The sequence below is a fragment of the Streptomyces sp. NBC_00572 genome (assembly GCF_026341815.1).
Taxonomy (GTDB): domain Bacteria; phylum Actinomycetota; class Actinomycetes; order Streptomycetales; family Streptomycetaceae; genus Streptomyces.
On sequence record NZ_JAPENX010000002.1, the window covers coordinates 246,111 to 263,934 of the forward strand.

Below are 17,824 nucleotides of genomic sequence, written 5' to 3' on the forward strand. Positions count from 1 at the left end.
ACGCCGTGACACGCGCGGCGACGGCGTGCGGACGTACGCGCAGCGTCCATGGCCGTTCGGCGACCCACCCCGTACGCTCAGGAACGTGCAGCTCTCCTCCGAGTCCCCTCAGCACATCGGGTCCGCCGGCGGTCGACCTCGCCGACTGCTGGTCCTGCGCCACGCCAAGAGTGCCTGGCCGGAAGGCGTTGCCGACCGGGACCGTCCCCTCGGCCCGCGCGGGCTGCGTGACGCCCCGGCCGCCGGGCGCTTCCTGGCGGAGAACGGCGGGCTGCCCGACCTCGTCCTGTGCTCCCCTGCCCGGCGCGCCCGCCACACCTGGGAACTGGCGGCCGCGGAGCTGGACAGCCCTGTGCCCACCCGCCATGACGCGCGACTGTACGGGGCCGACGGCCCGGAGCTGCTCGACGTCCTCCACGGCGTGCCCGACGAGGTAGCGACGTTGCTCCTGGTCGGCCACAACCCCGGCCTCGAGGACCTGATCCTGCTGCTTGCCGCCGAGGCGGACGGGGCGGCCGGTACGGCGGGGACGGACAAGGACGTCCTGGACCGCGTACGGACCAAGTTCCCCACGTCCGCGATCGCCGTCCTGACCTGGTACGGCACGTGGACCGACCTGCGCCCGGGCGAGGTGCACCTCACGGACCTGGCGATTCCTCGCGGGGTCCGCGACTCGTCCTGAGCGCAGCTTTCGCCCGCAGACCCCGTAGGAGGGGTCGGGTCGGCGGGAGAGAACCCCACCGGCGGGTCCGGAAGCTCGGCATGCGCCACCAGGGCAGCACGCGTCACCAGGTGCGGTCGAGCAAGTGGGTGAACAGCACGTCCAGTTCCTGTGCTGCACCGTGCGCCAGCGACGCCTCTCGCAGGGCGCGGTGAGCAGCGTCCACGTGTCGCCGCGCTTCCTCGCGGGTCTCGGTCCGTCCGCCGGCCTCCTCCACGAGCGCCGCCACGTGTGCCGCGGTTTCGCCGTCGATCCGCTCCGCGGTGGCGAACAGCATCGCCAGTTCGTGCGCGGCCTTGCCTCCGTCGGCCAGAGCGACGAGGACCGGGTAGGTCTTCTTGCCCTGCCGAAGGTCGGCGTGGACGGGTTTTCCGGTCACTCTCGGGTCGCCCCAGATACCGAGGATGTCGTCCACCGCCTGGAATGCGAGGCCGAGATGGCGTCCGGCTCGTTCGAGCCTGCTCACGGTCCTGTCGGGGGCGCCGCCGAGGATCGCTCCGAGCGCGAGCGCGCACCCCAGCAGGGCTCCTGTCTTGTGGTCGGCCATGGACCGGTACTGTTCCGGCTCGACCGCTCCGGGCCCGGACCAAGGACGCTCCTCGAAGCGCAGGTCCTCCGCCTGGCCGGACACCAGCGTGTTCAGGGTGTGGGAAAGGTGCCGCACCGCAGCCGCCGTGTGAGGGCCCGGGGCCTCCGCCAGGGTTGCCACGGCCTGGGCGAGGAGGGCGTCGCCGGCCAGGACGGCCGGGCCGGTCCCGTAGGCCTTCCACACCGCCGGGCGCTGCCGGCGCAGGGCGTCGGCATCCATGATGTCGTCGTGGAGCAGGGAGAAGGTGTGCACGAGTTCGACGGCCACGGCGCCCGGGACGGCGTCGGCGCCGTCCGCGCCGACGGCCTCGGCCCCGAGCACGGCGAGCGCCTGCCGCACCCCCTTGCCCTCGGATCCGCCGGTGTCCGGGGTTCCGGCCGTGTCGGCCCAGCCCAGCGCGTACGCCGCCATCTCACCGGTCCAGGGGTGCAACCGGCCCACAGCGTCCACCAGCGCGGGCCGAACCAGCTCACGGCACCGCCCCAGGAGAACGGTCGCAGGGGTCACGTGCGTACGAGAGGTACTCGCCGGGGCCACCGCTACGGCCGTAGCGCCCGGCGACCCGCCGGGAGGCCCGCAGACTGCCCGGGCAGACGTCGGGAGGGCGCTCACCGCAGCCCCTCCACATCGGCCTTCTGCAGGGCTTCCGTGCCGACTGACGGCAGCACCGGTCCGACTGCCCCTGTTCCGTCTCCGTTGTGGTCCGGCAGCGGGCCGACACCCAGCTCGGCCGCGGCCTTGTCCACCATGTCGCGGGCGTGCCTCAGCCCGATGCGGTCCAACGTCGTGCGCAGGTCGGCCAGCTCCTCGGCCGTGTGCGCGGTGTCACGGCCCAGGCGGGCTTCGGCCTTGACCAGGCCCAGCCTCGACAGCGCCGTCCCCCGCGGCTCCTCCATCTCGCGGAACTCCTCCAGGGCCTGCACGTACAGCTCACGGGCCTGCCCGTAACGGCCCGCCCGGTACAGCACGTTGCCGCGCATCTTGTGGTTGTAGGCGAGCGCGCCGGTCAGCCGTATCTCCCGGCATGCCTCTTCCGCCTGCGACAGCAGGGACAGGGCCCGCTCCACGTCCCCGTCCCGTACGGACACCACGTCGGCGATGCCCCGCAGGGCCCAAGCCCACCCGCGGCGGTCCTCGGCGCGCGACGCCGTATCGGCCGCCTCCTCGAAGAGGGCGAGGGCTTTGTCGTAGGAGCCGGTGTTGCGGTGCATCTGGGCGATGCCCTCCAGTGCCCAGACCGTGTGCCGGGCCTCGCCGCGGCGGCGGGCCTCGGCCAACAGCTCTTCGTGCAGCCTCCCCACAGCCTCGTAGTCGCCCTGAATACGACCGGTCTCGGCCAGCCCCGCCAGCGAGTAGCCCCGCACGACGACGTCCCCGCCCCGCTCTCCTGCCTCGGCTGCGAGCCCCAGCAGCCGGTACGCCAGCCTGAGCGCACCACGCTGGCGGGCCAGCGTGCCGCCGCTCCACAGCGCCCACGCCATGGCCCCCTCGTGACCGACCGAACGCGCCGCCCGGTAGCTCGCCTTCCACGCCCGGTCGGCCTCCTCGATCCGCCCGAGCCTGCGGCATGCCTCCGCCACGGCCAGCCCGCAGCGTGCCGCCTCCCGTCGGTTCCCGGCCTCCTCCGCCGCCCGGAGTTCCTGGACTCCGCGGGCGAGAACCTCGGGCAGGGAGGCGTTCACCGACAGCGACCCCAGAGCCCCTTGGTACTCCGGCGCCGACGCCATCGCCGGCCTCTCAGTCACCTGACCTGCCATCAGAACCTCCTCAGGTCGACTCGACGATCAAGCCGACGCGAGGATCAAGACGTCTGTCTCAGGGCCAGGTTCCCCATCGGTAGCAATGTCCGTCTCAGTACGGGCATCGGGTCATCCTCAAGTACTAGGCGGTGGCCGGAGCTCCTCAGCGAGACGTACGTCGGCGCGGTTCCGGCGTGTGAGGAGGATCTCGCGGCAGGGCCAGATGACGTGTCAGCCCGTGTGCGCCGGATGCCCGTCATGACCGGTGGTCCCTCCAGTGATGCGGACGTCGCACCGCGCCAAAGGGTCGCCTGCGAACGAGGCGCCTCCGCGCGGCGGCCGAAGCGGGTCGCCGGTCGGAGTCGGCCGGCGGATCGGAGTCGGCCGGCGGATCGGAGCGAGTCGAAGTCGGCCGGCGGATCGGAGCGGGTCGAAGCCGGTCGGCGGCCGGGCGCGTCGGTGCGCCGCGACCGCCGCGCGCGTCAGTCGTCCGGACACTCCTTCCACGCCAGGTGATAGACGGTGCTGATGTCACCGTCCGTGGAGTCCATGGTCATGTAGCTGGTGGTGCTCGGGTTCGACGTGCCGGCGTTCACCCGGAGCTCGGTGTTGATGTTGAAGTTGCGCTGAACGCCACAGGGCGCCCACACCAGTTGTGCCCAGTCGGTGTCGTCCGTCGCCTGCCAGTTGTCCTCGTACGGGCCCCGGAAGGTGTGCGTGCGGGAGGCGGTGTTCGGTGAACCCTGGAAGTAGTACGAGGCCTTCTCCGTACTGCTCGCTCCGTGCTGGATCGAGGCGTAGCCCCGGTAGTCGGCGCTTGCGATCGCGTAGGTGAAGCCCTGCGGCACGTGCACGAGAAGGTTCAGCTGACAGTTCCTGCGGGCCGCGGTGGGGGACGAGCCGCCGCCCACCTGCGCGAGGTACTCGCTGTAGGTGACGGTGAAGGCGGTGTTGTCCTCGGACACCGCGATGGCGGCGGTCCCCAGCGGGCAGCCGGATCCGTTCACCGTGGCGATGTCGATGACGATCTTGTCCGGCGGCGGGTCGACGATCGACGACGGGCCGACCTGGGCGGGCAGGGCCGAGGCGAACAGGGCGGCGACCGCCCCGCTCACGAGCAGGGGAACTTTCATGTTTCTCCCATCCGGTGCTTCGGTTCCCGACGGGCGCGGACGCACGGGTGCGTCCGCGCCACGGGTTGGGTTGCGGCGCGCCACGCTCAAGGGCGGCGGCCGTCACGGACCTACTGCGGTGGAGACCTGGTGCGAGGGATCGGGAAGGCCGGAAGTACGCAGCGGGGTAGTCCAACCGGCAATCGTTGAACTATCATGCGAATGAACTCTGTCCGGCCACCCCGCCGTTGTGAGCGGGGATGGTCGAATGCTAGGGGTGCATGCACGTCGAGGCAGGACTGCGGCCAGCCATAAACCGCGTTCCGGATCGCCCTCTTTTGGCGCAGAAGATTGCTTGGCGCCTCTTGAACCCCCATGGAGGCAGGGCTACCGCCCCGGGCCGTCGTACGCGCCACGGTGCGGTCTCGTGAGAGGGGACACCGGGTTCGCCCAGTAGTCCCGGCGGTCGCGGCCTCCGTTACGGGTGATCCGGGAGCCGCTCTTCGGGGCGAGGACGGGGACCGCAGCTCGTAGCCGTCCACGGAGTGGATCGCCTCCCTCGCGCCGACGCCGCCGGTGCCAGGTTCACGAAGTGGGGTCGCCCACGACGCCGTTGACGACCGGCCAGGACACTCCCTGGAAGTCGCTCCACAGCCAGGAGTTCCCGGGCCCGGTGGGCAGCAGGAAGTCGTTGTATCCACCCAGTTCTCGGCGATCAACCGGTCGGCGTCGCCATGGCCTTACCGGGCGGCGGCCTCTCCGACGAGGAACCACGCCTCGTTCGCCCACCTGGTGCTGACCCGCGGTATGACGACAGGGGCGAGCCCGAAGGGCGCTCCCGGGCGCCCGGGCGAGGCCACTTCCCCCAGCGAGTCGGCGGCGTTCCCGGCTCGCCCCGGTCACGCCCCTTTGTCGGCCCTCCGGCAACCGGGTCCGACGTCACCCCTCCGTCGAACATGCCGAGCGTCGGCGTTTCGGCCAACCGGGCTGCTCCTCATGCCTGTTGTGGGGTCTGGGTCCGTGCATTCTCCACGCTCCGACACGCGCCGAATCTCGGGGTTCCGACAGAGACCGAAAGACACCAGTTCGATATCCCGGCGTGCTCGTTGAGCTTCACGACCACGCCCGACGACCGTCCAGGAGGACCCGCCGTTGACCTCGACCGCGATGAACGACCAGCAGGACACCACGCCGCCGCCTCCGCCGCCCGCGGAGATCACCTACAGCGGTCAGTACGCCATCAATCCGCTCGCCGAGGTCTCCTTCCGGCGAATGTGCGCGCGGATCCCTGCCGTCCTGGGCCGGGTCGCGCGGCTGTCGTGGCGGATCGACCGGCGGGCCGTGCAGCTGCTTCTCGGCTGCCAACTGGTCACGGGCGCCTCGGCCGCCGTGCTGTTGACCTCCACCGCCCGCGCCATGGAGCCCGTCCTCGGAGCCGGCACCGCCGGGGACCGGCTGCGGAGCGCGCTGCCGGCACTGCTGGTGGTGGCGCTCGCCGCCGCGCTGGCTCGTACCGCGGGGGCGGTGGCCGCGTATGCGGAGCGGCGGATCACGCCGCGGCTGACGACGGAGACGGACTCGGCTCTGGTCGAGGCGGTGTGCCGGGTGGAGGCGGTGGCGTACGCGGAGGACGGGTTCTCGGACCGGCGCGAGGCGGCCGAGATGGGGGTGATGCGCACCCACGTGATGGTGACCGACGCGCAGCGGTTCGTGTCCGCGGTGATCCGCATGGTCACCGCCGGGGGTGTGCTGTCGGCGCTGAACCCGCTGATGCTGCCGTTGCTCCTGCTCGCCGTGCTCCCGGCCGGTGTCGGGGCAGTCCTGAGCGCGCGGGTCGACTACGAGATCCACTACGGCAACATCGCCGACCGCAACGTGCGCGGGATGATGCGCTGGTGGGCGACCGAGTCGAAGTACAGCGACGAGGTCCGCGCGAACTCGATGACCGACTACCTCACCTACTGGTACCGGGCCCTGTCCGACCGGTGTGACCGGCGCACCCTGGCCGCCGCGCCGCGGACCCTGCGGATCGCGCTGCTGTCCGCGCTGGCGGGAGGCGTCTTCCTGATGGTGACGTGGGGTGCGCTGGCCTGGCTGGCGATGTCCGGCCGGATCGACCTCGCGGTCGCCGCCACGGCCGTCATCGCCGTGCAGACCACACTCTCCGCCCTGTCCCAGGTCGTCATCCACGGCGCCGCGGTCTTCCACACGAGCCTCTACCTGGGCGACATGCAGACCTTCCTCGACGACGCCGCCGCCCGGGCCCCCAGGCGTGGCCCCCACCGTCTCACCGCACCGGTCGACGAGATCCGCCTGGAGGAGGTCGTCTACCAGTACCCGGGCAAGGACAAGCCCGCCGTCGACGGCGTCTCCCTGACCCTGCGGCGCGGCCAGATCCTCGCGATCGTCGGAGCGAACGGCTCGGGCAAGTCCACCCTCACCCGACTGCTCACCGGGATCTACCTGCCGGACAAGGGCACGGTCGCCTGGAACGGCACTGATCTCGCCGGGGTCGACCCCGCGACGGTGTGGGCGAACACCGGTCTGGTGCCGCAGATCTTCGCGCAGTGGCCGCTGCGCGTGCGCGAGAACGTCACCCTCGGTCAGCCTCACACCCACGACGACACCCCCGTGTGGGAGGCCGTCGACGCAGTCGGTCTGCGCGACGCCGTCGACGACCTCCCCTCGGGACTGGACACCCTCCTCGCCCGGGACATCTTCGGCGGGACGGAACTCTCCGGCGGCCAGTGGCAGCGCATCGCGTGCTCCAGGGCGCTGTACCGCCGGCCGGAGCTGCTGATCCTCGACGAGCCCACCTCCCAGATGGACCCCCGCGGTGAGCACCAGATCTTCGAGCGGATCAAGGCCATCGCCTCCGGCCGCATCACGATCGTGGTCACCCACTGCCTGGAGAACACCAGGATCGCCGATCACATCATCGTGATGGAGCAGGGCCGGATCACCGAACAGGGCCGGTACGACGACCTCGCCCATGGCGGCGGAACCTTCGCCGAGCTGCTGGAACTGTCCCAGGACCGCTGATCGACCACGCCACCACCTGTCCTGCCCCGCGGCAGGACGGGCACCGCCAAAGAGGAGCAGTGCCGCATCCCTCACCACGGCCGCGAAGCGCGTCCCCCGCTCACGTGACCCCACCGGAGCGGGCGGGGGTGGGACCGGATGAGCGTCCCCCTTCGCGCGCAGCGGACGCCCGCGTCGACGAGCCGGTCCTTCCCGCATCTCCTGGCGAGCGAGGGCACGAGCCTCGCCGGTTCGGCGGTGGGCACCATCGCCCTGGCCGCGCCGGCCGTCCTCGAACTTCACGCGACGACCACCGAGGTCGCTCCGATCGCCTTCGTGGTCGCGGGTACGACGGCGTGGTCAGCGTGCGCCCTGGGGCGAGGTGGTGTCGCGAACGAAGACGGGCTTGAGGTGCTTCTCGGGCAGGGCGTCGGGAAGTTGCTCCCAGTCGAGGACGTGGGAGACGACGCGGGCGGGATCGACGGTGCCGGAGGCAGCGAGGTCGAGAGCGTCGGGGATGTGGGCGCGGACGTTGTCGCGGGCGATGCGCAGGGTGACGCCGGTGAGGTACATGTCGAGCAGCGGCAGTTCGCCGGGGCGGAAGTGGTTGCCGGCCGACTCGCAGATGCCCTCCGGCGCAAGGGATCTGACGGCGAGGGTGAGCTGGTCGACGCGGCCGGTGGCCTCGACGGCGAGGTCGAAGCCGTGCCGGATCGGTTCGATCGCCTCGGCGGTACGCGCGCCGAAGCCTTCGGCGAGCTTACGGTGCTCGGGGTCGGGGTCGACGTACAGGACGTCGGAGGCGCCGAGGGCGCGGGCGATGTCGCAGACATACAGGCCGATGCTGCCGCGGGCGACGACCAGTACCCGGGCGCCGGGCCGGGCCTTGAGGTGGGGGGCGACCAGGCGCCAGGACAGTGACCAGTTGTCGCTCGCCGAGGCCATGGCGACCGGGTCGAGGCCGGCGGGCAGCGGGACGAGCATGGCGTCGGCGTACGGGACGCGGACCAGGTCGGAGAAGAGGCCGCCCCAACTGCCGCCTATCGGCGCCCCGTACATCGCCATGTGCGGGACCGAGGTGCAGTGGGCGGTCAGCCCGGTGCGGCAGTGGTCGCAGGCGCCGCAGCTGATGGACCAGGGCACGACCACGAGGTCGCCAGGAGCGACGGCGGTCACGTCGTCGCCGACGTCGGTGACGCGGGCGACGCACTCGTGGCCGAGGGCGAACGGCGGGTCGATGAAGCCGTGTCCAGCCAGGATCGCGGAGTCCACGTCGCAAGAGGTCGCGGCGACCGGAGCGACGATCGCCTCCTGGCCGGACCGCACCGTGGGGTCCGGGGCCTCGCGCCACTCGACCGCGCGGCGGCCCCTGTAGGTCAGCTCACGCATCGGCCTGCTCCTTGCCCTGCTGCGCCAGGGCTACCAGATCGGCGTAGCGGACGACGGAGCCGCCGGCGCCCCAGGTGCCGTCCGGCTGTTCGTGGACGAGCACCCAGACACGCAGGGCCTCGGCCGGAGCGAGACCGGCTGCGGACAGGACCGTCTTCGTCGCGTCCTCGACGAGTCCGGCCTTGCGCCGCTCGGACAGTGCGCCTGCCGGCACGGTCACCTCCACGAGGAAGCGGGGCACGTCGTCCTCGGCGGTGGTCTGGGCGCCTTGGGGCAGCTCGACGAGATAGCTCCACGCCTGGGCGCGGAAGAAGGCGGTGTCGGGCGCGCCCTCCCAGTGCAGCAGTACGGAGGCGAGGTCGCGCTGAACAGTGGCGCGGGCCTCCTCGGTGAGGGCACTTGCGGGGACGGTCAACCGGATCATGGGCATGGCAGCAGCTCCTATGACGCTCGTTATAGACGCCGGTCACGGTAGACTATGACGGACGTTATAGCCAGAGGGGAAGTGACCAGGTGCCCAAGAGCAGCACGCCGTCGCGCGAGCGGATCGTGGCCGGGGCGGCGGACATGATCAGCCGACGCGGTCTGAGCGCCACGAGCATCCGGGAGATGGCCAAGCACGCGAAGGCACCGCTCGGCTCGACGTACCACTACTTCCCCGAGGGCAAGCAGCAGCTGGCCACGGAGGCCGTCCGATTCACGGGCGAGTGGGTGGCCCGCAGTCTGCGCAAGGAGCTGGAGGCGGGGCCGGCCGAGGGCCTCCGGGCGTTCCTCGCCCTGTGGCGGAAGATCGTCGTCGAGAGTGACTTTCACGCAGGCTGCCCCGTCCTGGCGGTGGCCATCGAGGAACCCCCGGCCGACGAGGTCCCGCCCGCTCTGGCCGCCGCTGCCGAGGTCTTCGAACAGTGGGAGGCCCTGCTCGCCGCCTCCCTGCGCGAGCACGGCACCGAAGCCGAGCAGGCCGCACAGCTCGCGACGCTCATCGTCGCCGCCGTCGAGGGCACGGTGGCCATGTGCCGCGCCCAGCGCAGCACCGACCCTCTCGACCGCACCGCCGAACAGCTCGAAGCCCTCATCGCCGGCGCCACCAGGAACTGACCGGCCGCGAGGCATCCGTCCGGTCTCATGCGGGGTCGGCCTGCTGCGGCAGCAGCGCCGCCGCGCGCGAGAGTCGTCCCGGATGGTGACGCGGACGGCGGCGGCCGTGGCGCGGCCCTCACCCACTCCGGTACTGCGGCCCGCCGTGGCCGAGCACGCCGGTGGTGACCTGTACGCGGTGGCGGTGGACACTGCTTGAAACGGCGACCGACTGACCGTCGCACAGGCTGACGCTCCCAGGTCGGCGCGCCCACCGGCTCGCCCCCCATCAAGCCCGCGCGTCCACCCAACCTGACGAGAGGTGGACGCGCGGGGCCGAGGTCACGCGCCGAGCGCGGCGCGGATCGCCTTGACCTTCTCCTCGGTGAACACGCCGCTGTCGAGAAGCGAGAGGACGGACAGCACGCCGCCGCTGGAGCCCCAGCTGCCCTCGTCGATGACACGGAAGTTGACCCACCAGGTCGGCGACGGCTGCGGCAGGCCGCAGGCGTCGGCCATCGCGGCGAGGACGCGCTCGACGACGGCGGTCCTGACCTCCCGACTCCAGTCTCCGTCCATCACCGCCACGTCGATCACCATGACGTCGGCGTCCGGACCGATGTCCGCGAGGAGCCGGCCGCCGATGGCCATCATGTCGGGCTCGCGCTCGACGAAGTGCACCTGGAACCCAACCCGCGCGGGCGGGGCGAACTGCCCAACCTCGGGCACGAGGACCGCCCGACGAGGCGGCCCGCCAAGACGATCGAGGTCGTGGCGCTGGCACTGCGCCCGGTAAGGGCCCGTCGGGAGGGATCCAGAGCTACGCCGGCTGTTCCAGGGGTGCGGGCTCGATCGAGACAGCAGGCGCGGCAACAGGGTTCCGTCCTGCCAACCGGCAGCCGAGGCAGTCGGGATGGCCCTGTCGTGCCCGTGTGTCGCGGACGCGCCACGGATGTTGATCGGCCGGCCGCGGCCCCGTGGCCTTGCCCCACCCCGCCAGGTGAAGGAACCAGGTGGCAAGCGCGGCGAGAACCACGACGGTTCCACCCAGCACCAGTCCCCCGGTCGAACGGGCGGCGAACGCCACGCCCATCGCCGTACAACCAGCAGTGGCTATGCCGGTACCTGTCCAGCCGGCGACCGTGTGGCCCAGGTCGTGGTCTCCGTGCGCGCTCACGGTCGTCTCCTCAGGAAATGGGATGCTGGAGCGGCTGGCCGGGGCCTACCCGCTCAGGAATATCTTATCTCGCAAGATAATTTACTTAGAGGCTAAGGGGATATGTGGTGCAGGGCAAGGTACGTCCGCCGGCGACGGCCGAACACGCGCTCTACGCGATGGACCGAATGATCGCGACCGCACAATTCGGACAGCAGGACATCGCGCGGCTGCTCGGCCTCAACGTCACGGATCTGACCTGCCTCGGTTTCCTCGTCGAGGCCGCCACGGCCGGCGAGTCCCTCGTGGCGGGCGACCTCGCCGAGCGGGCCCGACTGACCACCGGCGCGGTGACCGGCGTCCTCAACCGCCTCGAGAAGGCCGAGTACATCCGCCGCCAGGCGGACCCCCAGGATCGCCGAAAGGTTCGGGTGATCATGGAAGAGTCCGCGCTGGAGCGCATCCTTGAGGCTTACGGCCCCTTCTACGAGCGTCTGGGCATGCTCTTCGCCGACTACAGCCCGGACGAGATCGCCGTACTGGCGGACTGGTTCACCCGCGCCAAAGCCCTGCTCCAGGACTCCTTGGACGAGATCCGCCAGGATGTCTCCGGTTGGTCTCCGTCTGACCGCTGAACGCCCCGTCGACTCCCACAGCCCACCATCGGCTTCCCCTCGGCGGCTCAGTGGAGCGTTGTTGCCGGCGACACAACGACGACCTTCCCCACAGCGCCGCGGCAGCAGACGACCCAGGTCAGCCAAGGCGGGACGCTCGGCGACTCGACACACCGCCGGCTTCATCACCCCTCGCAGGCCCTGAAAGGAACCAGCCTGCACACCAACCGTGCAGGCCGCCCTTTACAGGCCGCGCCCGCGGCCCAGCAGCCCTCAAAGACAGCCAGGACCTGTCCGGCCGATCATGTGACTGGTCCCGCGCGGGATTCGTTGATGTGGGCATGGGACGGGGCGATCTGACGGATGCCGAGTGGGAACGGCTGCAGCCGTTCCTGTCCAATGGCAAGAGGCGCTGCGACCCATGGCAGGACCACAGGCACCTGATCGAAGGGAGTCTGCACCGGGTTCGAACCGGGGCGCAGTGGCGTGACCTGCCCGAACGGTTCGGCCCGTGGTAGACGGTCCACGAACGCCACCGGCTGTGGTCCGCAGACGGAACGTGGGAGCGTCTGCTCCAGCGGGTCCAGGCCGCGGCGGACGCGGCCGGTGAGATCGACTGGGACATCTCGGTCGACTCCACCAGCGTCCGTGCGCACCGGCACGCGGCCGGCGCCCGGACCGACCTGCCGCCGACACCGGCTGCACAGGGGGCAGAGCAGGCAGAACACCAGGACGGGCCGGGCAGGCCTCGCAAGAGGCCGGACAGTGTCGCGGCTGACAAGCCGTACAGCAACGGACCTTGCCACGAGTCGGTCGCCACTCGCTACGACGAACGCGGCTTCGTCTTCCTCGGCACCACGGCAGCGGCAGCCCTCGAAGTCTGGCTACGAACGTGGTTCCGGAGGCGATATCTCCTCGTCGTTGCAGCCGTAGTCGGCCCAGTCGGTGAGGAGCTCGGCCAAGCTCGCAAGCGGCGTTGTCATCGGCCACGGCGCACGTTCCTCGCGGCCTGTCCATGTCAGGTGAACCACAGCCCAGAGGAACGATCGGTCCGCAACACTGAACAGGACGTCGTCACATCCTCCGCATCGCGCCACGGCGCTGGCCTTCACTCCGTGCAGTGGGTGACCAAGGGGAAGCTCACGATGCAGTTCGATCTCGAAGTCGTGCATGCCGTCATCGAGCACCCACCACGGGGCGGGCAGGAGCGATGGGTCATCCGGCATGTGCTGCACCACAGCATCCTTGCAGAACCCCCTCGGCCGACCTTGATCGGCCGGACAGTCCCAGGTGATCCCCCGCAACCGGACGGTCCTCAGCGAAGTCTCCATCGCTGAAGGTCTTCCAGGTCTTCGGACGGTGTTCAGCCCCCGGCGCTCCCGCTGCCCCGTTCGACCGGAATCCACAGCTGGGAGTCGGTCTCCGTGCCGATCTCCACCGGCTCCGTCCGCAGGAGCTCCGGACCTGGCCGGCTCACGTACGGGTTCGAGGGGAACCAATGCGTGAACACGTCCCGCCACAGCTCCTGGAGGGCGCCCGGATAGGGCCCGTGGTTGTCGAAGACCGCCCATATCCCGGCCGGCACGTCGAGGGCGTCCAGGGTGTCGAGCTCCTCGGCGGCCGTCCCAAGACCGGTCGCCACGCCGATCCAGTAGTCCACCTCTGCGCCCTCCTCCCGGCTGTCGGTCAGGTGCACCACCGCCGACAGGACCCCCTCAGGCTCCCGGTCGGCCAGCTCCTTCATCCGTACGATCGCCTGCTTGTCCAGGCTCTCCAGGTGCGCCTCGGCGGCCGCGTTGACCCCCTCGTGCACGAGGGGGACCCGGGCCTTCCTGCCGACGACCCGAAACGGCTCCTTCTCCACGATCCGGTACCGCATGGTCGTACTCCCTTCGACGACGACACGGAAGGACATGCGCGGCTGCGCCGTGAGCACCGCACCCGTGCGCCGGGCCTCGCCCGGCCCGATGCCGTGCACCGACCGGAATGCTCGGGCGAACGCCTCGCCCGAGCCGTACCCGTATCGCACCGCGACATCGAGCAGCGTCAGCTCCCCGGCCAGCACCTCGGCCCCGGCTAGCGTCATCCGCCGCCGCCGCACGTAGACCGGGAGCGGCATTCCGGCGAGCGCGGAGAACAGCCGCCGGAAGTGGTACTCCGACACCGCTGCGATCCGGGCCACCTCGGCCATGTCGATCTCCCGGTCGATCTCCCGGTCGAGGCAGGCCTCCAGGTGGTCCAGTGCCTGATTCAGCCGTTCCAGCACGCGTAACGTTCCTTCCTTCTTGGGCCGCCTCCACTGCAGGAACGCCCATCCGCCGTGACGACCAGCCGCTGCGGCAACGGTAGCGGCCGGCACCCCAGCCCCAGCCTCAGCCGGAGTAGCTGACCGCGCGCGGCGCCCTGGCGGTCATCCGTGCTGCGCTCTCGGACACCGGCCGGGCTGTCGTGGCGCACATGCTCGACGAGTGATCCCGATGGCTGTTCTCCGTGGGAACAGCTACCACCACGGCTGGTCTTCGGGACAGCCGACAGGGCCGTCAACCGGCCGGGGGAATCAGTAGCGGTCGAACGACGGGCCGACCGCGCGGGCGTCCGGCCGCCTTGCCGGGGCAGAGAAGACTTGATCGCGCCCAGCCCGACAAAAGCAGTGCGGGAATTGTTGGGCAGGACGCCCCGGCGTTACCTGAGGCTTATACCCATGAGCGATATCAAGGGATTCTGTGAGCCTCGGTTTGACGCAGTGCGTGAGGCACTTGCAGCGTCGCTCGGCAAGGACGACGTGGGCGCCTCGGCGGCCGTCTACGTCGACGGCGAGCCGGTGGTCGACATCTGGGGCGGGTACGCCGATGCGGACCGTTCCGTCAGCTGGGAGCGCGACACCCTCACCGGCGTGAACTCGACGACCAAGAACATGACCGCCCTGTGTGCGCTGATCCTGGCCGACCGGGGCCGGCTCGATCTGTCGGCGCCGGTCGCCGCCTATTGGCCCGAGTTCGCCGCGGCAGGCAAGGAGAACGTGCTGGTGCGGCACGTGCTGTCGCACACCGCAGGGCTGCCTGACCTGTCCCGGCTGACAGCGGTCGAGGAGCTCTACGACTGGGAGAGCGTGACGGCGGATCTGGCCGCGCAGGCACCCGAATGGGAGCCCGGAACGGCCGCCGGCTATCACGCGCTCACCTTCGGGTTCCTCGTCGGTGAGATCGTCCGCCGCATCACCGGTCGCAGCCTCGGCGAGTTCTTCGCCGAGGAGGTGGCCGGGCCGCTGGGCGCGGACTTCCACATCGGGCTCTCCGCCGAGCATGACCACCGCGTCGCGCCGCTGATCCCGCCGCTGTCACTGACTGACGAGTACGCCGCCAGCGCGCCGCTCGGACCGGACGGTGCACGCCGGGAGCACACCGGTGCCGTGATCCAGGTCAAGGACACCAACTCCGTGGCCTGGCGTCGAGCGCAGATCCCTGCGGTGAACGGCTTCGGGAACGCCCGGTCTGTCGCCCGTGTCCAGTCGGTACTGGCAAACCGGGGCTCGGTCGGCGGCGTGCGACTGCTGTCCCCCCAGGGTTGCGAGCCCGCGTGGCAGGAGGTGTTCTGCGGCGACGATCGCGTCCTGCGGACCCCCATGTCCTGGGCGGTGGGCTTCGGTAGGTTCGGCAACACCTTCGGCTGGGGCGGCTGGGGCGGTTCGCTGGTGGTGAGCGATCCCGGCTCACGCATGACGGTGGCCTATGTCATGAACCAGATGGTCGATCGCGACCAGCGGGACGACAACCGCGGCATGGAGATCGTGATGGCCGCCTACGGCGGACTGCACTGACGGCGGCGACGGGCAGTCTGGGCCTGCCCAGGCTGCCCGCTCCCTTCCCCCTCCCACTCTCTCTTCCCGCTGGTCCCGCCGGTGGCCGGTCGGCCCGGTGCGTGGTCGGCCGATTCCTCTTCGCTCGGGGCGCGTTCCGGAACTGTCACGGTCCGCAGTGCGTCTGCCTGCCCTCTTCCGCGGGGAACCGGCCGTGGCCAGAATCTGTCCATGTGAGGGGAATGGTCGGCCACGGCGTCGAGGGGGACGGGCATGGGCGCATGGGTGATCCCGGGGTATGTCGAGGCCCGGGAGCTGGGTGCGGGTGGCAGTGGGCGCGTGGTGCTTGCCAGGCACGAGGTGACCGGCTTGCCGGTCGCCGTGAAGTACCTGAGTGAGCGGTTCCGTTCGGACGAGGCGTTCGTGCGGGGGTTCCGGTCCGAAGCCCGGCTCCTCGGGGCCCTGGACAGCCCGTATGTCGTCGGGTTCTACGAGTACGTCGAGGCGCCGCGAGGCGCGGCCATCGTGATGGAGCTCGTCGACGGCGTAGCTTTGCGTGCCCTCATCGCGCGGGAGGGGTCGACGGGTCCCGAGGCCGCCCTCGTCGTACTCAAGGGCTCGCTGCTGGGCCTCGCCGCCGCTCACCGGGCGGGCGTCGTGCACCGCGACTACAAGCCCGAGAACGTTCTGGTCGCCACCGACGGGTCCTCCAAGCTCGTCGACTTCGGAATCGCGGCCGGCCGGGGCGCCACACCCGGTGTCGCCGGAACGCCCGCCTACATGGCGCCCGAGCAGTGGAACGGCGCTCCCGCTTCACCGGCGGCCGACGTCTACGCGGCGACCGCGACCTTCTTCGAATGTCTGACGGGCCGTAAGCCCTTTTCTGGCGACAACTTCGCTGAGCTCGCTCTGCAGCACCTGGACACTCCCGTTCCCGACGGTGAGGCGCCGGAGCCGCTGCGTCCGCTCATCCGGCGGGGCCTGGCCAAGTCCCCCCACGAGCGGCCCGAGAACGCGGCCGCGTTCGTGACCGAGCTGGAATCGGTCGCCACGGCCGCCTACGGATCGGACTGGGAGGAGCGCGGCCGGGGACGACTGGCAGCGTTGGCCGCGCTCCTGCCCCTGCTCTTCCCCTCCTCGGGCGGCGGTGCGTCCGAAAGTACGACCGCCCTCGCCACCACCACCATGCCGGCCCCGCCGCCGCGCTCCAGGTGGCGATTCCCTCGCGGGGTGCCGGCGGGTGCCGCCGCGCTGCTCCTGGCGCTGCTGCTCGCCCTCGCCGCGCGGGCCGGCGTCGAGGCGGCGGACGGCGACGAGGCCGCCCAGGCATTCGCGACGACGAGCACCGGGCCGGGCACGTCACCGCCCGAGCCCGGCACGTCACCGCCATCGCTGTCGTCCCCGGGCCCGGAACTTCCTCCGACAACAACGACTCCGGCGCCCTCCTCCTCCGGGAACACCGGGCCGAGCGCCACCCCCGCCGGGTCTCCCACGGACGAGACGACGACAGCGACGGCGACCGTGGCCCCTCCCCCGACCTCCTCCGGCTCGGCATCGCCCACCGCGCCCACGTCCACTCCCACTTCACCTTCCACCGCAACCCCGCCCACCCCGACCCCGACCACGACTCCCGCTCCCCCTCCTGTCACCGTGACCGCGGTCTCCGTCACGAGCCTGCGCCAGACGGGGCCGACCGCCGCGTCGGGGACCGTCGAGGTCACGACGGACGGAACGGGACCGGTCACGATCTACGTCGAGTGGTTCACCGGCGACGAGAAAGGAGCGCCGGGCACGCCCGACGGCTCCGAGACCTACCGGCGTGAGGGAGCCACCAGCTACACCCTCACGCTCGCCCACGACGTCCGGGGCGCCGGATGCTACTGGGGGCTGCGCGCGACCACGTACCCCGCCGCCTCGAACGGCGGTTCCCTGCAGCAGATCTTCATCCGGCGGTGCACGATCTCATGAACGACGACGACTACAGCGCCACCGAGCTCGGCAGCCACTGGTTCGAGCGTCCGACGCCGGAAGCAACGCCCGACCGGGTGGAAGGCGAAGTGCTGCGGTTCGGGCCGGGCGTGACCGCGGCAGCCGTCCGGCGTGCCGAGAACAGTCCCACAGTGGTCCAGATCTGGCACGGCACACTTCCCGGAGTCCCCGCGCCACGGCCCGCCCGCTCCCGATGGCCGTGGCGCTACGCGTTCGCCGCCGTCGTGCTGGTCGCCGTCCTGGTCTTCCTCGCCTGGCGGCAGTACGGGCCCACCGTCGCGGTGCGGGACGTCACCGTCAGCACACCAGGGCACAGGCTCGACTGCGACAGCACGGCGGACGTGGTGGGCGTGGTGCGCACGGACGGGCGACCGGGCACCCTCACGTACCGCTGGGAACGCAGCGACGGAACCCGGTCCGGGGCCCTGACCGAAAAGCTGACTCGCGGACAGAAGGAAGCGAGGCTCCACCTCCTGTGGACCTTCCGCGGGTCCGGTACGCACCAAGCCGTGGCGCGGCTCGTGATCACCTCCCCCAGCCCCCACTCGTCGGCCGTGACCTTCACGTACCACTGCGGTTGATCGGCATAGCGGTACGTGAACACCGGGGACCGCCACTGAG

General features: G+C 71.0%; 16 protein-coding genes and 1 pseudogene. 8 read left to right on the plus strand and 9 right to left on the minus strand.

Translation table 11 applies throughout. The features are described 5' to 3' along the window. Window positions 1-85: 85 nt before the first annotated feature. Window positions 86-682, plus strand: coding sequence for a histidine phosphatase family protein (locus OG514_RS33455; RefSeq protein ID WP_266901214.1), 597 nt, complete (start codon window positions 86-88; stop codon window positions 680-682). A 103-nt stretch (window positions 683-785) separates the two neighbouring features. Here OG514_RS33455 and OG514_RS33460 read toward each other — a convergent pair whose 3' ends face one another. The 3 genes from OG514_RS33460 to OG514_RS33470 all read right to left on the minus strand — a co-directional run bounded on the left by OG514_RS33460 (window position 786) and on the right by OG514_RS33470 (window position 4,182). Then, the gene (locus OG514_RS33460; RefSeq protein ID WP_266901215.1) at window positions 786-1,817 is read right to left on the minus strand and encodes a polyprenyl synthetase family protein; all 1,032 of its coding nucleotides are present in this window, start codon (window positions 1,815-1,817) and stop codon (window positions 786-788) included. 101 nt (window positions 1,818-1,918) lie between these two features. Beyond that, window positions 1,919-3,067: a tetratricopeptide repeat protein gene (locus OG514_RS33465; protein ID WP_266901216.1), complete on the minus strand. Its 1,149-nt coding sequence runs from the start codon at window positions 3,065-3,067 to the stop codon at window positions 1,919-1,921. Window positions 3,068-3,531: 464 nt separating this feature from the next. After that, window positions 3,532-4,182, minus strand: a complete 651-nt coding sequence (locus OG514_RS33470; protein ID WP_266901217.1) for a DUF4360 domain-containing protein — start codon at window positions 4,180-4,182, stop codon at window positions 3,532-3,534. A gap of 1,131 nt (window positions 4,183-5,313) precedes the next feature. On the opposite strand from OG514_RS33470, the gene OG514_RS33475 reads away from it, so the two are divergent. Then, window positions 5,314-7,203, plus strand: coding sequence for an ATP-binding cassette domain-containing protein (locus OG514_RS33475; RefSeq protein WP_266901218.1), 1,890 nt, complete (start codon window positions 5,314-5,316; stop codon window positions 7,201-7,203). Between the two features lie 339 nt (window positions 7,204-7,542). Here the strand turns inward: OG514_RS33475 and OG514_RS33480 are convergent, their stop codons facing one another. Next, on the minus strand, window positions 7,543-8,571 hold the full coding sequence (locus OG514_RS33480; RefSeq protein ID WP_266901219.1) for a zinc-binding dehydrogenase: 1,029 nt from the start codon (window positions 8,569-8,571) through the stop codon (window positions 7,543-7,545). Beyond that, window positions 8,564-9,001 carry a tautomerase family protein gene (locus tag OG514_RS33485; RefSeq protein ID WP_266901220.1) on the minus strand — a complete coding sequence of 146 codons (438 nt, stop codon included), beginning with the start codon at window positions 8,999-9,001 and terminating at the stop codon, window positions 8,564-8,566. Before OG514_RS33485 ends, OG514_RS33480 begins: the two co-directional genes overlap by 8 nt. 83 nt (window positions 9,002-9,084) lie before the next feature. Here OG514_RS33485 and OG514_RS33490 point away from each other — a divergent pair, with 83 nt between their 5' ends. Beyond that, window positions 9,085-9,669 carry a TetR/AcrR family transcriptional regulator gene (locus OG514_RS33490; protein ID WP_266901221.1) on the plus strand — a complete coding sequence of 195 codons (585 nt, stop codon included), beginning with the start codon at window positions 9,085-9,087 and terminating at the stop codon, window positions 9,667-9,669. A gap of 321 nt (window positions 9,670-9,990) precedes the next feature. Here OG514_RS33490 and OG514_RS33495 read toward each other — a convergent pair whose 3' ends face one another. Next, a complete protein-coding gene (locus OG514_RS33495; RefSeq protein WP_266901222.1) occupies window positions 9,991-10,329 on the minus strand; it encodes a hypothetical protein in 339 nt (112 codons plus the stop codon). Between the two features lie 139 nt (window positions 10,330-10,468). Continuing rightward, a complete protein-coding gene (locus tag OG514_RS33500; protein WP_266901223.1) occupies window positions 10,469-10,825 on the minus strand; it encodes an HGxxPAAW family protein in 357 nt (118 codons plus the stop codon). Window positions 10,826-10,932: 107 nt separating this feature from the next. Here OG514_RS33500 and OG514_RS33505 point away from each other — a divergent pair, with 107 nt between their 5' ends. Next, a complete protein-coding gene (locus OG514_RS33505) occupies window positions 10,933-11,439 on the plus strand; it encodes a MarR family transcriptional regulator (RefSeq protein WP_266901224.1) in 507 nt (168 codons plus the stop codon). A 320-nt stretch (window positions 11,440-11,759) separates the two neighbouring features. Then, window positions 11,760-12,308 (plus strand): annotated as a pseudogene (locus OG514_RS33510) (IS5 family transposase); the annotation flags it as partial. On the opposite strand, the gene OG514_RS33515 reads toward OG514_RS33510, so the two are convergent. Continuing rightward, complete coding sequence (locus OG514_RS33515; protein WP_266902331.1) at window positions 12,303-12,653, minus strand: hypothetical protein; 351 nt, start codon at window positions 12,651-12,653, stop codon at window positions 12,303-12,305. The pseudogene OG514_RS33510 and the gene OG514_RS33515 sit on opposite strands and share 6 nt — an antisense overlap. 128 nt (window positions 12,654-12,781) lie before the next feature. Next, entirely contained in the window at window positions 12,782-13,684 is a 903-nt protein-coding gene (locus OG514_RS33520; protein ID WP_266901225.1) for an AraC family transcriptional regulator, read from the minus strand. 435 nt (window positions 13,685-14,119) lie between these two features. On the opposite strand from OG514_RS33520, the gene OG514_RS33525 reads away from it, so the two are divergent. The 3 genes from OG514_RS33525 (at window position 14,120) to OG514_RS33535 (ending at window position 17,784) form a co-directional block, all read left to right on the plus strand. After that, window positions 14,120-15,235 carry a serine hydrolase gene (locus OG514_RS33525; protein ID WP_266901226.1) on the plus strand — a complete coding sequence of 372 codons (1,116 nt, stop codon included), beginning with the start codon at window positions 14,120-14,122 and terminating at the stop codon, window positions 15,233-15,235. Window positions 15,236-15,487: 252 nt separating this feature from the next. Next, on the plus strand, window positions 15,488-17,182 hold the full coding sequence (locus OG514_RS33530; protein WP_266901227.1) for a serine/threonine-protein kinase: 1,695 nt from the start codon (window positions 15,488-15,490) through the stop codon (window positions 17,180-17,182). Beyond that, window positions 17,179-17,784: a hypothetical protein gene (locus OG514_RS33535; RefSeq protein WP_266901228.1), complete on the plus strand. Its 606-nt coding sequence runs from the start codon at window positions 17,179-17,181 to the stop codon at window positions 17,782-17,784. The genes OG514_RS33530 and OG514_RS33535 overlap by 4 nt, the downstream gene beginning before the upstream one ends. Window positions 17,785-17,824: the final 40 nt, after the last annotated feature.

Bases quoted from the DNA above. Each gene is read 5' to 3' on its own strand.
- OG514_RS33465 (WP_266901216.1), bottom strand. From the start codon at position 3,067: ATGGCAGGTCAGGTGACTGAGAGGCCGGCGATGGCGTCGGCGCCGGAG.
- OG514_RS33470 (WP_266901217.1), bottom strand. From the start codon at position 4,182: ATGAAAGTTCCCCTGCTCGTGAGCGGGGCGGTCGCCGCCCTGTTCGCC.
- OG514_RS33480 (WP_266901219.1), bottom strand. From the start codon at position 8,571: ATGCGTGAGCTGACCTACAGGGGCCGCCGCGCGGTCGAGTGGCGCGAG.
- OG514_RS33485 (WP_266901220.1), bottom strand. From the start codon at position 9,001: ATGCCCATGATCCGGTTGACCGTCCCCGCAAGTGCCCTCACCGAGGAG.
- OG514_RS33525 (WP_266901226.1), top strand. From the start codon at position 14,120: ATGAGCGATATCAAGGGATTCTGTGAGCCTCGGTTTGACGCAGTGCGT.
- OG514_RS33530 (WP_266901227.1), top strand. From the start codon at position 15,488: ATGGGCGCATGGGTGATCCCGGGGTATGTCGAGGCCCGGGAGCTGGGT.
- OG514_RS33535 (WP_266901228.1), top strand. From the start codon at position 17,179: ATGAACGACGACGACTACAGCGCCACCGAGCTCGGCAGCCACTGGTTC.